This window comes from Pseudoalteromonas sp. T1lg23B, assembly GCF_002964665.1.
Taxonomy (GTDB): domain Bacteria; phylum Pseudomonadota; class Gammaproteobacteria; order Enterobacterales; family Alteromonadaceae; genus Pseudoalteromonas.
Map to the genome: position 1 here is coordinate 1,006,181 of NZ_PQBZ01000034.1, position 14,570 is coordinate 1,020,750.

At 41.1% G+C, this 14,570-nt stretch carries 16 protein-coding genes; all 16 read left to right on the plus strand.

Features of this window, described 5'->3' with window-relative positions:
- Genes C2M32_RS12995 through C2M32_RS13065 form a run of 16 tightly spaced genes read left to right on the plus strand, consistent with a single transcriptional unit; the run spans position 1 to position 14,562 of the window.
- Positions 1-804 (plus strand): transketolase, encoded by an 804-nt coding sequence (locus C2M32_RS12995; RefSeq protein ID WP_105168789.1) that lies wholly within the window; start codon positions 1-3, stop codon positions 802-804.
- A complete protein-coding gene (locus tag C2M32_RS13000; RefSeq protein ID WP_105168790.1) occupies positions 801-1,721 on the plus strand; it encodes a transketolase family protein in 921 nt (306 codons plus the stop codon). The genes C2M32_RS12995 and C2M32_RS13000 overlap by 4 nt, the downstream gene beginning before the upstream one ends.
- Positions 1,718-2,314: a hypothetical protein gene (locus tag C2M32_RS13005; RefSeq protein WP_105168791.1), complete on the plus strand. Its 597-nt coding sequence runs from the start codon at positions 1,718-1,720 to the stop codon at positions 2,312-2,314. Before C2M32_RS13000 ends, C2M32_RS13005 begins: the two co-directional genes overlap by 4 nt.
- Entirely contained in the window at positions 2,311-3,327 is a 1,017-nt protein-coding gene (locus tag C2M32_RS13010; protein WP_158678221.1) for a phosphotransferase, read from the plus strand. The genes C2M32_RS13005 and C2M32_RS13010 overlap by 4 nt, the downstream gene beginning before the upstream one ends.
- Positions 3,328-3,335: 8 nt before the next feature.
- Positions 3,336-5,159 (plus strand): hypothetical protein, encoded by a 1,824-nt coding sequence (locus tag C2M32_RS13015; protein ID WP_105168793.1) that lies wholly within the window; start codon positions 3,336-3,338, stop codon positions 5,157-5,159.
- Positions 5,159-6,196, plus strand: a complete 1,038-nt coding sequence (locus C2M32_RS13020; RefSeq protein WP_105168794.1) for a zinc-binding dehydrogenase — start codon at positions 5,159-5,161, stop codon at positions 6,194-6,196. Before C2M32_RS13015 ends, C2M32_RS13020 begins: the two co-directional genes overlap by 1 nt.
- Positions 6,197-6,200: 4 nt before the next feature.
- Positions 6,201-7,349, plus strand: coding sequence for a class I SAM-dependent methyltransferase (locus tag C2M32_RS13025; RefSeq protein WP_105168795.1), 1,149 nt, complete (start codon positions 6,201-6,203; stop codon positions 7,347-7,349).
- Between the two features lie 11 nt (positions 7,350-7,360).
- The gene (locus C2M32_RS13030; RefSeq protein WP_158678222.1) at positions 7,361-8,071 is read left to right on the plus strand and encodes a formyltransferase family protein; all 711 of its coding nucleotides are present in this window, start codon (positions 7,361-7,363) and stop codon (positions 8,069-8,071) included.
- Positions 8,072-8,084: 13 nt separating this feature from the next.
- Entirely contained in the window at positions 8,085-8,864 is a 780-nt protein-coding gene (locus C2M32_RS13035) for a hypothetical protein (protein WP_105168797.1), read from the plus strand.
- Between the two features lie 21 nt (positions 8,865-8,885).
- Positions 8,886-9,494 (plus strand): hypothetical protein, encoded by a 609-nt coding sequence (locus tag C2M32_RS13040; RefSeq protein ID WP_234401293.1) that lies wholly within the window; start codon positions 8,886-8,888, stop codon positions 9,492-9,494.
- The gene (locus C2M32_RS20545; protein ID WP_158678223.1) at positions 9,461-10,201 is read left to right on the plus strand and encodes a hypothetical protein; all 741 of its coding nucleotides are present in this window, start codon (positions 9,461-9,463) and stop codon (positions 10,199-10,201) included. The genes C2M32_RS13040 and C2M32_RS20545 overlap by 34 nt, the downstream gene beginning before the upstream one ends.
- Complete coding sequence (locus C2M32_RS13045) at positions 10,188-11,288, plus strand: DegT/DnrJ/EryC1/StrS family aminotransferase (RefSeq protein WP_158678224.1); 1,101 nt, start codon at positions 10,188-10,190, stop codon at positions 11,286-11,288. Before C2M32_RS20545 ends, C2M32_RS13045 begins: the two co-directional genes overlap by 14 nt.
- On the plus strand, positions 11,285-11,746 hold the full coding sequence (locus tag C2M32_RS13050; protein WP_105168800.1) for a WbuC family cupin fold metalloprotein: 462 nt from the start codon (positions 11,285-11,287) through the stop codon (positions 11,744-11,746). Before C2M32_RS13045 ends, C2M32_RS13050 begins: the two co-directional genes overlap by 4 nt.
- Complete coding sequence (locus C2M32_RS13055; protein WP_070991353.1) at positions 11,746-12,402, plus strand: class I SAM-dependent methyltransferase; 657 nt, start codon at positions 11,746-11,748, stop codon at positions 12,400-12,402. The genes C2M32_RS13050 and C2M32_RS13055 overlap by 1 nt, the downstream gene beginning before the upstream one ends.
- Before the next feature lie 11 nt (positions 12,403-12,413).
- Complete coding sequence (locus C2M32_RS13060) at positions 12,414-13,856, plus strand: PfkB family carbohydrate kinase (protein WP_105168801.1); 1,443 nt, start codon at positions 12,414-12,416, stop codon at positions 13,854-13,856.
- Between the two features lies 1 nt (position 13,857).
- Positions 13,858-14,562, plus strand: coding sequence for a nucleotidyltransferase family protein (locus tag C2M32_RS13065; protein ID WP_105168802.1), 705 nt, complete (start codon positions 13,858-13,860; stop codon positions 14,560-14,562).
- Positions 14,563-14,570 lie beyond the last annotated feature (8 nt).

Sequence of the window (14,570 nt, forward strand, 5' to 3'; positions counted from 1 at the left end):
ATGAAATTAGAACCCATTGCAGCACAAATCAGGCACACCTTATGTGACGTTTCCAGCAAAACCAAAACACCACATTTGGGCAGCTGTTTATCATGTACCGACATTCTCACGGCGTTATATTTTGGCGTGATGAACATCGACCCCAACACTCCCAAGCTGCCACAGCGAGACTATTTTTTGCTGGGTAAAGGTCACGCTGCAAGTGCATTGTATACCGTCCTTGCCTACAGGGGCTATTTCCCAATTGAAGATCTCTATCAACATGGGCAAACAGGTAGTCAATTTGAAGAACATCCAGGCATACATGCACCATCAGGTGTAGAAACCGCCTCAGGATCCTTAGGCCATGCCTTATCACTGGCCACTGGGATGGCATTGAGCTGCCAGTTACAAAAGAAAGCTAACCGCTTTTTTGTACTGATGGGCGATGGTGAAATAAATGAAGGTACGGTGTGGGAGGCCGCGATGTTTGCTGCTGGTAAAAAGCTTAGCAACCTCGTTGCTATCATTGATTTTAATAAGCTTCAAGGCACAGGAGAAAGTTGCAACATTATGCATCTTGAGCCTCTTGAAGAGAAATGGCGCGCATTTGGGTGGCATACCATCCGCCTCGATGGCCACGATATCAATGCATTGCAAAATGCACTCTCTGATACAGACAACATTGATAAGCCCATCTGTATTGTCGCTGACACAGTAAAAGGGAAAGGGGTGTCGTTTATGGAAAATGACAACAACTGGCATTATCGCATTCCAACTGCTGATGAAGTCTTATTAGCGAAAGAGGAGCTGGGTGTATCATGAGAAATGCATTTGCACGCGTGCTAACTGAACTGGCAAAAAACAATGATAAGCTGGTTTTGTTTTATGCCGATATTGGTAACCGACTATTTAATCCCCTGAAAGAGTTTGCTGACGAGCGCACGATCAATGCTGGCATTGCTGAAGCGAACATGGCGTCAATGGCTGCAGGCAGCGCGATGATGGGACATAAGCCATTCATATACACCATTACACCGTTTACAACAGCACGTAACTTTGAGCAAATTAAAATTGATATAGCCTACCAAAATCAGCCCGTTATCATCGTAGGCACAGGTTCAGGGTTATCCTACGCTAACCTAGGGCCAACTCATCATTCTTTTGAAGATATCGCGCTGATGAGGTCGTTGCCAAACATGCACATCGTTTGTCCGGCAGATGCACAAGAGCTAGAAGTTTTGATGCCGCAGCTCATCGCCTTAAACAAGCCATGCTACTTTAGAATTGGCAAAAAAAATGAGCCTAAAGTACACCCTGAATTACCTAAACTAGAATTTGGTAAAGCACATATCATGAAGCATGGATATAAGGTTGCTATTTTGTCTACAGGTACCATTATGCCTTTAGCTCAGCAATTATGTGCACATTTAAAGGCGTTTAACATCGACGCTGAACTGGTGAGTTTTCACACTGTAAAGCCGTTAGATAAAGCTTATCTGGAAGACGCTGCGAACCGATTTGATCACCTCGTTACGCTTGAAGAACACAATGTCAATGGTGGCTTTGGTAGCGCCGTACTGGAGTATATTTCTGATAACGACTTAAGCGTGAATGTACACCGCTTTGGTATACCCGACTTTTTTATCGATCAAGTTCACAACACACCTGATGCTCGAGACAAAGCAGGACTTAACATTGAGACTCTCAGCAATAAACTAAAGCAAAGAGGTGTCATGTGATAATCGGTGTTGATTTTGATAATACAATAGCCAATTACACAGGTGTTTTTCACAGTGTTGCCGTTGCGCTAGGTTGGTTGCCTACAAACATTGGTACCAGCAAGAGTGATGTAAAGTCCTATTTCATTGAGCAAGGTATTGAACCACAGTGGACTGAGCTTCAGGGGATCGTTTACGGCAAAGAAATTCATCAAGCAAAGCCTTACGAAAACTGCCTTGAGGTGCTAAAAACATTCAAGGCACAGGGCCACTTGTTAAAATTAATATCACACAAGACCCGCTATCCAATTATCGGGGACAAGGTAGACTTTCATAGTGCAGCTACTGAATGGCTAAGAAATAACGCATTCATCGACCACCCTGACTCTCCATTTGAGCGAAGTAATATTTTTTTCAACGAAACTAAAGCAGAAAAAATCGCTTGTATTGCCGCTCAGCAATGTGACGTCTTTATTGATGATTTGGAGTCTATCTTGCTAGCTCCCAACTTCCCCCCTGAAACTAGAAAAGTACTGTTCAATGTAGATATTTCCTCTGAAGACAAGTGCTTAGAGCATCATCCTCACTGGGAGAACATTCAGCTGTGTATTTGAGCATTGTAGAACCATTTATTCAGCAGCATGTTGGTCCAAATTACCGGATTGAAAAAGTGATTGATGGTGCAAATAACCAATGTTTTAAGATTTTATCAAACACAGGAAATTACTTTTTAAAATGCTTCTGTGGACATACACAGAACTCGCACAAAAAACTTGTCAATGAATTCCAATTTACTCAACTCCTGCATAAGCAAGGTATAAAAGATGTGGCAACGCCGATAGCCTGCTGCGAGCAGAATCTCGTTGCACTATACAGCTTGCTTCCTGGCCAGCCTATACGTAGAAGCAGCCCAACCCTAGTTGAAGACGCATTTGACTTTATAAACAGGATTAATACTGCAACATATGATTTGGCGATACCAAAAGCTTCAGACGCTACCGAGGAAGTCGCCGACTTCCTAAAGATTGTGTTTAACAGATTACAACGCTTTTCTCAGATAAATACGATTGAGGATGTAGAAGTTAAAACCTTGCTAGCTCAAATTGAACAACGCGCTAAACAGATTAGCGAACAAACGCTGCAATGGACATTAGCACTTGAGTGTCAGCACCTTTCTCCATCAGACTTTGGATTTCATAACGCGTTAATTGACGCTGATGGCAAGCTAGCATTTTTTGATTTTGAATATGCCGGACTAGACAGTTACTGGAAACTGGTGTGTGATTTTTTCAGTCAACCAAAAGTTCCTGTCGATACTAATACATTTAGTAGCGCATCTAAGTTAAACGTTTCCCCCAGCTTTGAAAATCATAAAGCAGAATTTTTGGCATGCTTCGAGCTTACGCAACTCAAGTGGTGCCTCATTATGCTTAATGCTTTTGACCCACAAATAGCACAACGCAGAGCTTTTGCTAGGCATGAATATTGCTTTGACTCAAAAAGCAGTAACAATCAGCTGTCAAAAACCACAATGCAACTGAATAAATGCAAACAGTACATGCAAGCTATACCTGAAAAGCTAAACGTACTTGACGATATACTAAGTGCACAGCACTGGAAAATATAAGGAATAACATGTCTGAAATTACCACTCGTTTTAAGTCTGTTTATCAAGAGCGGAATCTAGATAACCTAGATTATTACTTATATGGCTCAGGTGGCGGTGCTCAAGAAATATTATGTTTTATTAAAGAACAAAAACTTAGAGCCCCTATCGCTGTCTTGGATAACGAAGCGAAAAATAAGCCGGTGGATACATTAAGTGCCTATGATTTAGTAAGCGTAGAGCACCCTGTGGTGGTTTCATCCATTTCCTTTTACAGTGATATAAAGCGTGCGCTTACTGCACATAACCCTGCTTTTAAATCCAAACTTATTCCTTTGATGCCTTATAGTGAAAATGTCACCAATCGGTTGTATATCTCCGAATTGGCTTGGCAAGAGTATCAAAGCCATGCTGAGTCTGCGTACCGAAATAAGCATAACTGGTCAACTTCTCAGCTGAGTGATCATGGCTATTACATCGGTCAATATAGTGAGTCTCGTGCCAACGAGTTTCTAGAGCTTTGTCAGCGATTGGATGTTATTCCAAGAGACATCGAGTCGAGCAAACAAGATTTTGACTATTTCTCAAATTACCTCACTGGTGAAGACAATTTAGATCTGGCTCGCCTCGAAGTAACTGACCAAGCAAAACACTGTGTTAGTCAGTTTGTACAAACTCATTATGATGAAATAGCGATACAAATGGGCAGCAACTGGCGGATTGTTAATACTAGAATTACCCAATTAGCTAAAGTTAAAAATTCACAACGCGGGTCTAACAAATTGCATCTGGATGCCATGCCTGAGGCTGTAAAAAAAATATTGCTATATTTAACACCTCCTAGCAATGACCATGGCTCAACTTTTTTGCAACTACAAGATGGCACTGAACTGACGGTAACAGGTGCGTCAGGAACTTGGCTGTTGTTTCAAAATAGTCGCTTATTACATCGTGGCTTATCAACAGACAAATTAAACAGAATCGTATGCGAAATCACAATAGCGCCATGCCAATACAAAAATACGGATATCCTTGTCAAAGGACACGCTTCACAATATCCCTATAAACCCTGGAAACGCTGTGGAGCGAACAAAGTAAATCTAGGTGGTGGAGCTAACTTCAATGGCGAAAACTGGATTTGCTACGATGAGCGTGAAGGCGCAAACATCGAGCATATTACATTTTCTCCAAACACCATATTACCCAATCGCAATGAGTCTTGTAGCTTAGTATACTCTTCTCACTTTTTTGAACACATAGACAACCTGACATTAGATAACCTACTTGGAGAAAGCTGGCGAATACTACTTAACGATGGCGATTTGCTCATCAAACTCCCTGATTTTGACACCGCTAGAGAGGCAGGCCTCAAAGGAGATTTAGACTACTTTGAACAGTTCCCTCTGACTTCAGAAATGCTTAGCAACTGGCAACAAAACAATGTAGACCCTAAGTGTGCACTCACACTAGCTGCAAATGTCATTACCAGCTATTGGAACGCTGATTTCGGCCATTTATACCAACACCAGTCTACGCCCAGACAGGGTTACTACGGTCCAGCGAAATTATCCAGCGACGAATTTAAAACAATCCTAAGCCGTGATTCGATTCAAGAGATCTCAAAAATACTGACACAAAAAATCATTGCGACAGAAACAGATTTTCAATTTAACCATCAAAATGCGTGGTCCATGAATGAGTTCATTCAACTAGTGAGTAGCTTCGGCTTTGAGCTGGTATCTACCGATTATGAACTTATAAAGTATGCATTCCCAGATGTCCCTGATTTAGAGGCTCACCTTTCGATGAGTAATTATTTCTACTTTAAAAAGATTAGTCACAAGGAAAACTAATGAAAGCCGCTGTTTTATTCAAAACCGGAGAACCATTACAGATCTTAGAAGGCATCGAAATGCCACCACTGACTCGTGGGCAGGTTCAGGTAAAAATTTTATATAGTGGTGTTTGCCACTCTCAGCTTATGGAAGTATCTGGCGGTAGAGGCGAAGATAAATACCTTCCCCACCTTCTTGGCCATGAGGGCGTTGGAATAGTTGAGCAAATTGGAGAAGGTGTAAGCAAAGTCGCTGTCGGCGATAAAGTTGTGATTGGATGGATAAAAGGTGAAGGACTAGATGCTCCGGGTGGAAAATATCTCCACGAAAATTATACGATTAACTCCGGCAGTGCTACCACATTATCTGAGCAAACCATCGTAGCGGAAAACAGGCTCGTCAAAGTACCGAATGGGTTTCCTGACAAACTGGCTGTGCTGCTAGGCTGTGCGCTGCCAACCGGACTGGGCTTAGTATTTAACGAGTTACAACCAGAGAAAAACAAAACCATCGCGGTATTTGGACTTGGTGGAGTTGGTATGAGCGCCCTGCTGGCGGCAAAACTGTATGAACCAACTACACTTATAGCGGTTGACATCAACCCACAAAAACTTGAGTTAGCTAAACAACTCGGTGCAACACATACTCTAAATGCACAAAATACTGATGTAGTAGAATCAATCGTTACATTAACCAAAGGCGGTGTTGACTATAGCATCGAGGCTGGTGGTAAAGCACAATCTATCGAACTTGCGTTTAACAGTGTCCGCGACCAAGGTGGATTATGCATTTTTGCTTCTCACCCTCCAGAAGGAGACACCATCAAGCTCGAGCCTCATGCATTTCACCGAGGAAAAATGATTAGAGGAAGCTGGGGTGGAGCATCAATGCCAGATAGAGATATACCCAAGTTTGTAGACGCATACCATAAAGGGCTTCTGGACTTAGATGTGCTAATCACAAATGAGTATTCACTTGATAACGTCAACAATGCGTTAGAGGATCTCCACCAAGGCAGCGCCATCAGATCCATTATAAAATGTAGCGAAGGTTGAACAAATGGAACAGTTCAAATGCCCACTATGTCAGTCGCTAAATACTAAGCTTTACCTGACAACGCAAACCTCAGTTGCATCCGATGGGCAACTCGTAGATATGCCAATTGATGCGCACTGGTGCAATGACTGTCAAACCCTGAGTAAATCTCATCTTGGCTGCGAGGCAAGTAGTCATGTTATCGATAGTATCTATAATAGATATACGCTGCACAGTGTGGGTACCAGCCAAGAAACCAAGGTGTTGTTTAATGTGCATGCAGGCGGGATTACCAAGTCAAAATATAACTACCTAAAATTAAAAGAGAATATCGACATAAAGAGTACCGGTAAGTTACTAGATATTGGCTGTCACTATGGCTCGTTCTTACAAAACTTCCATGATGGCTTCCCTTTTTGGCACTTATATGGTGTTGATGTCAGCGACCGCTTTAAAAGTAAAGTTGAGTCAATCTCTGAGAATACTCATTTTACCACCTCACCAATTTCTAAATTAGCTGAAAAGTTTGATATTATAGTTGTTACTCATGTACTTGAGCACATAGCAGATTTACCCGAATTATTGGCTAGCTTATATAATAAACTCGCTTCAAACGGCGTGTTGCATTTACAGACCAACAATTTGGAGAGTAACTACTTCCTGCCAATAATATACGAACAATATTACAACTTTACGCCGAATGGCTTAACGAATTTGCTGGCAGGTTATGGCTTTGAAGTAATGCATTTAGATACCACGACGTTGCCAAAGGAAATGACCTTAATTTGTAAAAAAGCAGAACCTAAAAAGTTCAAGCCTAAGCAATGTGAACACGCTCTGGAGGAAAATATTCGTCTACTGAAAAAAATTGATTTTCAGTTAAAGCAGTACGCCAATAGTTCGATGCCTCTATATATTCTTGGCACAACCTACGTGGCACGGTGGTTGGCTGCTAATTATGGTTTAAACATTGTTGGCTACTTAGATGAAGATACCAGTTCTCTAAATCAATTAATTGAAGGTGTAGCTGTAATGCCGCCTGCTGAAGCAAACAAACATATTCCAGTAATACTGCCGTTTCCAATTGAACAAGCAAAGCAAATCAGCCAAAAGCTTGAACACAACTTTGGTCTAACATCATTAGTTCCCCCATTTAGTCAGGAGTTATTATAGTGCTAGCGTTTATGTCCGGGTGGCTCGGAAAAGAAGTACTTAGTTTTTTGATACAAGATGCTACCAAACCAGAGCTTGTTGTTGTACCTAACGATCAAGAGGTGGGCATCATTTCGCTGTGCCAAACGTTCCAAGTCCCCTATCAAATATATTACTCAGGATTACAAACAGAGCTTGCGAAAAACCAAGAAATTGACAAGCAATGGTTACTCACCATTTGGAGCTCAATAAAGTTACAGCCAGAATTGATAGACAGCTTCGAAAACAGCCTCAATATTCACCCCTCTTTAGTACCTTTAAATAAAGGGAATGATTGTGCGGCCTGGACACTCAGAGACAAAACTGAAGCAGGCGTGTCTATCATAACTGTTGCGCAAGGCATCGATGACGGGGATGTATATTGCCAAAAAAAGGTCCACTACCAGTTCCCAACTAAAGGCGCACAACTACATGAAGCCTTGCTTGATGCTTGTTTGAATTTATTCAAGGAGAATTGGACCGATATAGAATCAGGTACCATCAAACCCATTGCGCAAACGGGCGATGCAGTCTATCACACCAGAAAACAAACAAACCAAGACAGAGTAAAAGAGGGCCAAGAAGTTATGTCTATTCAAGACACAATTAACTGGGCCCTATCTCACGATTTCAATGACACATCAAAACCAGAAGTAATTATTGACGGTGTCAAATACAAAGTATCTGTGACTTTGGAAGCCTAGGAGTTCGAGCAATATGAAACAAAATAAATTTTTAATTATCAGTAATGGACGATCTGGCTCCACTTGGCTTGAAACCATGCTAGGCCAGCTTAGTGATGTAAAGGTCGAGTATGAGTTTAAATGGAAACCACCATACGATCCTCATCCTCTGCATATTAGAGTTGATAGTAAAGACTTTAGTTGTAAAAAAGCACTAGAGAGCATATCTCCAACCGCCCCCATTGTTGGTTCTAAGTTGGTATTTGATCCCCGATATCACACCGATGAAGAGTTATTAGAACTCTTAGAGACAATCGACCCCGAGATCAAAGTTATTCACTTAACCAGAAGTTATGTAGAAGTATTTTCTTCTATCATGCGAGGCAAGCCAATCAATATTCTTAATGACGATGTTGCGGTTGAGGAAGCTTCTATTCTTTTAAAAACTCTTAAATCTAACTCTCTGGACGATAAGTCTGAATCCGATAATTCTCCAAGGACGATTGACCACGGGCACTGTAGAAGGCTAATGCGTAATTTGTTAAAAAACGACTTAGCTGTTGAGAAGCTACGTTGCAGGGTAACCAACTTCTATAGTTTAGATTACAGCGACATTGAGGCACAATTTTACGCTCTAACTCAATTTATTGGCAGTAATTGTAGCCAAGAGGATGCAATGAGCGTAACTAAAAAGCCTGTTACAAAAAAACTGCCAACAAAAGATATAGGCGAAATAGTCAGCAATATTGAAGAACTACAAGAAGTCTTGGAGTTGCACGATGAAATAAAGTACTTTGCATTGAAGCAACCTTAAAACGCAATCATCTTTGGAATTATGATGTATACAGTAATTTACGGCATAAACGAAACGACGACCCTGTTTTTAAACTCTCGGTTTAATAAAGGTTCAAATATTTTTGCCTGTACCAAAGGTGGTGAGAGCTATCAAGGAGAGCCTTCATTAAGTCTAGAACAATTGGTCAAAATGAACCGAAATGAGATAGACAGAGTTGTTATTTGCTCAGAATTTGTGGCAGAGATAAGCGCTAACTTAATCAACAATGGGTTCACATTAGAGCAGTTATATTTTTTTGATTATCATAAGAAAATTCCTGTACCACTTACTGATATCTCGCTCTCAAGCGTGAGTAAAAACAATACACTATATGCGTTTTATGATTTATCTTTTAACCTTCCATGTTACGACGTCACTGTATTTTGCGTTTTGGCCGAGCTAAAAAGAAAATCACTTGGATTAGACCATATCCATTTTGTAGTTGTGCCCAGCCGCAGTGAGCAGGTGGACATTTGGGCTCAGCTACTTATTTTAGCAGTGTGGATTACCAATGGAGAATTGACAAAATACTCCGTGGTAACTTTGAATGCATTCCATCATGTGCAGGTATCTCAGTGCTTCCGCTGCGCGAAGATGCACAACCTTTAACAAAAAATAAGCACCTTTTCCCCGCTGACTATACGTTAGAGTATCGAGATAAAACCCTCGCCACATCTGACTTACCAAGAACACGTGTTACTAATCACGATTTTTGCTCATTTTCAGCTCCAAGCAATGCAACAGTTTTAGTCAATAACTTTGTTCAGCGACTCCTTAAAGGTAGAAAGCTCATCACACTCACTTTAAGGGAGTACGCATACTCCCCTGAAAGGAACTCAAACCTTAAGGAGTGGGCTAAATTTCTTGCAACACTAAATAATCAGGAATACCTAATTGTAGTGATAAGAGATACATACCATAGTTTTGACAAAGAACCCGAAGAGTTTGCAGATTTAGATGTTCATTATATGCCCGCAGCAAGTCTTGATTTTGCGCTTCGTGTAGCATTTTATCAAACTGCATTTGTAAACTTCAGCGTTAATAATGGCCCCACGCTGGTACTTAACTTCATTAAAGATTGTAGGTATATCAATTTCATATGGACCAATGAGAAGAACCCTGCAATATCTCCGAGTTTATTTAAAAAACTCGGTATTCCAATTGGCGAGCAGTACTGGTTTAGGCAAAATGAACTCCAACACTTAGTGTGGGAAAATGACTCTTTTGAGGCAATTGATCGAGCTTTTGAGCACTTCCTCACGCTGCACGAGAAGCACTATTTATCATCGAACGAGGCCAATCATGTCTCAGAATAAAATTCCATTTTTGGACCTGTCTGTAACTCAGACAGAAAAACAATCGCTATTAGAAGCCATCGAGCGTGTGTTTGATCACGGTATCTTCATTTTAGGCCCAGAACACGACCAGTTTGAAAGCCAAGTAGCTAAATATGCTGACAGAAAACACGCTATTTGTGTTGGTTCAGGAACAGATGCGCTCTATTTAACTTTTAAATGCTTAGGCATTAGAGCGGGAGACGAAATCATCACGACACCACTGTCTTGGATAGCTTCTGTAAACTCATTTGCTCTTCTTGGCGCAGAACCTGTTTTTGTCGATATTCAGTCAGATTTGAATATTTCACCAGAGCACATCGAAGCCGCCATCACCAGCAAAACAAAAGCGATATTGGCCGTAGATTATGCCGGGCTGCCATGTGAATATGATAAGTTAAAAGAAATTGCTTCTAAACATAATCTACTGCTAATCGAAGATGGCTCCCAAGCATTTGGGGCCAACTATAAGGGGCAAAAAGTAGGAAGCTTTGGCATCGCATCATGTATAAGCTTAAACCCCATGAAATCTCTTGCCGCCTGTGGAGAAGCTGGCGTGATATTAACGGATTGCGATGAGTTGGCTGAGAAACTCGTGATCGCGCGCTACAATGGCATGGTCAATAAGTCTCATTGCTATGAAGCTGGAATAAACGGTCGTATGGACACATTGCAAGCTGCTATTTTACTTGAGAAAATAAAAAGCTTTGAGCATAAAATTGCTATTCGAAGGGAAAACGCTGAGTTTTATAACCAGCGCTTAAAGGGGCTTGTTAAAACTCCAACATGTCCAACTTACAGCGAACATGCGCATTTTTTATACCTCATTGGTCACCCCAAGCGAGATGATCTGTATCAGTTTTTAGAAAATGCAGGAGTAGAGGCTAGAATACGCGACAATATACTGATCTGTGACCAACCTGCTTATCAGCATGCCAATCATGAAGGCCTGGTATTGGCCAGAGAGCTTGTTGCAACTAAATTGGCAATACCTGTAAGTGAAAAGCTTACACCAGAGCAAAGAGAACGAATCTGTAACTTAATAGAACAATTCTGTGAAGCACTATGAGTAACGCAATATTTAATAATGCTGATATATTTTCAGTTACAGACGCTGATTTGGAACACCTTTGTAAACAAGCGCAAGCAGCAAGCAATGGTCGATATCGTATTTGCTTGCATCAATCGCAAAGCGATCTGATACAAGAAATGCTTATCGCTATGGCAGCGCACAGTAAGCTTCAGCCTCACCGCAGAAAAGGTACCAAACGCACTTATGCTATTATTTGTGGAAAACTACGTTTAGTACTTTTTGACAATATTGGAAATCTAGTAAAAACCATCGACATGAGCCTTAAAGAAACGCGCTTTGTGCGTTTGTCTTGTGATTATTATATATTGCCCATCCCTATTGAGACGCCACTGGTTTTGCATGAAATCGCAGAGGGGCCATTTTTAGCTGAGGATGACTACGCGTCTTGGTATCAAGATACTAACTATGACCAATACCTAACGGGAACAAAATAATGAGTAAAGAAAAAAAGCTATGGTTTGACACCACTCCGGGCGTAGAAAAAGGTGACTCCTTTTCTCTTGGCCCCTATTTCTCAGTATACGCAAATACAGATCCAAAGCATTTGGTGTTTTCGTTAGCTCGATATAAATTCGTTTTAAAAATGTTGAAGAAAAACTCCAGCGTCATTGAGCTTGGCTGTTCTGATGGCTTTGGGACACAGCTACTAAAAGAGAGAGCCTCGAAAATCCATGCGGTCGACTTCGATCACCGAGCAATAAACTGGGCTAAAGAGCACCTAGCTGACGAAAAAGTAGAGTTTATACAAAGCGATATACTCACAGCTGATTATGGTAAACATGATATGGTTTTCTCGCTTGATGTGATTGAGCATATCTACCCTGAAAATGAACACCTTTTCATAGAATCAGTAAAGCGAAACCTAGCAGACAATGGTGCAGTTATCATTGGTACTCCCAACATCACTGCAGAAAAATATGCAACGCTAAATGAACAGCATGTCAACCTATACTCTGGTGAGAGATTACAAGAGACATTTGAACAACATTTTCACAATGTTTTTCTATTCGGCATGAATGATGAAGTCTTGCATACAGGTTACACACCAATGTGTCATTACCTTTTTGTATTAGCTTGTAATCCAAAATAAAGGTAACAGAAATGCGTAAGGTCTTAGTTCAAGGCAATTTTGACGTACTTCATCCAGGCCATATTAGATTGCTAAAGTTCGCTAAAGAGTGTGGAGATCGACTCATCGTTGCGGTTAATACCGACAGTACCATGTCGGTTAAAAGCAGGGTCAAAGAAAAACACCGCCTTGAACTTGTAAAATCACTTGAATGCGTTGATGAAGCCTTTTTAACAACACAAACTCCCAGTCAACTGGTTAGTGAGCTGAAGCCTTATGCCGTCGTAAAGGGCAAAGAGTTTGAAGAGAAATACAACCCAGAACTTGAAGCACTTAACGAGTACGGCGGCAAGCTATTTTTTGGTTCTGGTGAATTTGAAGCCAATGCAGAACAATTTATAACACGCTCTGAGAGAGTCAAAAGTAGCTTTGATTATTCTGAATCAAGAGACTATGCACAAAGGCATGATATCACCATGGAGTCAGTGTCTGAGTGCCTTGAAAGCGTAAAAAAGATTACTGCCGTGGTAATCGGAGAGGTAATAGTCGATGAATATGTGCAAGGCACAGCAGTGGGACTGTCTCAAGAAGATCCTACCATTGTAATGACACCAAGCCGAACAGATACGTTTTTGGGTGGCGCGGCCATCACTGCTGGCCATATAAAAGCCATTGGAGCAAAAAGCGTTAGTTTGATTTCGGTTCTAGGAAATGACAAATCAGCGCTCTATGCCGAATCAAAAATACACGATTACGGTGTTACTCCTTACTTCTATCGTGATGAAAGCCGTCCAACATCATTAAAAACAAGGTATCGGGCTGGCAGCAAAACCTTATTAAGAGTTAATCAAGTTCGCCAACACAAAATTTCCAAGGAGCTACAAAACACCATTATCGCTCAGCTTGAGAAACTTGTAGACGAAGCTGATTTAGTGGTTTTTTCAGACTTTAATTACGGCTTATTACCAAACTCCCTCGTCGAGCGCGTCGCTACCATATGCAAAAAAAGAGGGATTAAGTTGGTTGCAGATAGTCAGACTTCATCTCAAGTTGGTGATATATCAAGATATATAGGTATGGATTTAATCACTCCTACAGAAAAAGAAGTGCGTGTAGCTTTGAATAACCCAGATGACGGATTAGTCATACTAGCACAGAAACTGACCGAAAAATCGAAACCTAGGAACCTGGTTATTACCCTAGCAGAGGAAGGTATTTTAATTCACAAACCGAGCGATGATTTCAAAAACTGGGAAAATGATCGTCTTCCAGCAATAAACAAACTTGCTGTAGACCCAGCTGGAGCCGGTGACTGCTTTTTAGCCGCCAGTGCTTTGTCGCTAGCTTCAGGCGCTTCCCCTTGGCTTGCATATTATTTAGGTAGCCTAGCATCAGCTTGTCAGGTAAGTACAACAGGTAACACCCCATTATCCGTCGAGTTGCTAAGACGAGCAGCTAAGGAATCTTTTACATAACATGAAAGCTATTTTACTTGCCGCGGGGCTGGGTACTCGCCTGCGCCCACTTACAGATAATATCCCAAAATGCTTAGTCCCTATCAATGGACAGACCTTGCTGGGACTATGGATAGACAAACTAATCAACTTAGGTGTGACTGAAATCCTGATAAATACACACTATTTTTGCGAACAAGTTGAACAGTACATTTCTGGGCACCCATATAAGTCAAGAATCTCGCTTGTTTATGAACCAGAACTGTTGGGAACTGGTGGTACTTTAGTGAAAAATAGTGATTTTTGGCGGCATGATACCTGTTTTGTGATACATGCAGATAACTATTGCCAAAGCGATCTGTCTGACATGTTGCAAGCGCATGAGAACCGGCCGACTCAAGCGGATGTAACACTGCTTTTATTTGCCACAGACAAACCTAGTAGCTGTGGTATTGTTCAACTCAATAATCATAATATGGTGTGCGAGTTTCATGAGAAAGTTGCTAATCCACCTGGGAATTTAGCTAGTGGCGCACTATTTATATTTTCACCTGCTGTCTATTCAAAGTATTTTAAAACAATACCCAAAAATATGTTTTATGATCTTAGTTCAGACATTGTGCCTAGTATGATCGGTTCAATGTTGGGATGGCGCACCAATGAGGCGTACCTAGATATAGGCACACCTGAAAACTATGAGAGGGCTCAGTTACTGGCGCAAAACTAACTTAAACT

What these genes read in the sequence shown, in the direction of transcription:
- C2M32_RS13030 (WP_158678222.1), top strand. Translation starts at nt 7,361, where the DNA reads ATGTCCGGGTGGCTCGGAAAAGAAGTACTTAGTTTTTTGATACAAGAT.
- C2M32_RS13035 (WP_105168797.1), top strand. Translation starts at nt 8,085, where the DNA reads ATGAAACAAAATAAATTTTTAATTATCAGTAATGGACGATCTGGCTCC.
- C2M32_RS12995 (WP_105168789.1), top strand. Translation starts at nt 1, where the DNA reads ATGAAATTAGAACCCATTGCAGCACAAATCAGGCACACCTTATGTGAC.
- C2M32_RS13050 (WP_105168800.1), top strand. Translation starts at nt 11,285, where the DNA reads ATGAGTAACGCAATATTTAATAATGCTGATATATTTTCAGTTACAGAC.
- C2M32_RS13045 (WP_158678224.1), top strand. Translation starts at nt 10,188, where the DNA reads ATGTCTCAGAATAAAATTCCATTTTTGGACCTGTCTGTAACTCAGACA.
- C2M32_RS13015 (WP_105168793.1), top strand. Translation starts at nt 3,336, where the DNA reads ATGTCTGAAATTACCACTCGTTTTAAGTCTGTTTATCAAGAGCGGAAT.
- C2M32_RS13060 (WP_105168801.1), top strand. Translation starts at nt 12,414, where the DNA reads ATGCGTAAGGTCTTAGTTCAAGGCAATTTTGACGTACTTCATCCAGGC.
- C2M32_RS13065 (WP_105168802.1), top strand. Translation starts at nt 13,858, where the DNA reads ATGAAAGCTATTTTACTTGCCGCGGGGCTGGGTACTCGCCTGCGCCCA.
- C2M32_RS13020 (WP_105168794.1), top strand. Translation starts at nt 5,159, where the DNA reads ATGAAAGCCGCTGTTTTATTCAAAACCGGAGAACCATTACAGATCTTA.
- C2M32_RS13040 (WP_234401293.1), top strand. Translation starts at nt 8,886, where the DNA reads ATGATGTATACAGTAATTTACGGCATAAACGAAACGACGACCCTGTTT.
- C2M32_RS13025 (WP_105168795.1), top strand. Translation starts at nt 6,201, where the DNA reads ATGGAACAGTTCAAATGCCCACTATGTCAGTCGCTAAATACTAAGCTT.
- C2M32_RS13000 (WP_105168790.1), top strand. Translation starts at nt 801, where the DNA reads ATGAGAAATGCATTTGCACGCGTGCTAACTGAACTGGCAAAAAACAAT.
- C2M32_RS13055 (WP_070991353.1), top strand. Translation starts at nt 11,746, where the DNA reads ATGAGTAAAGAAAAAAAGCTATGGTTTGACACCACTCCGGGCGTAGAA.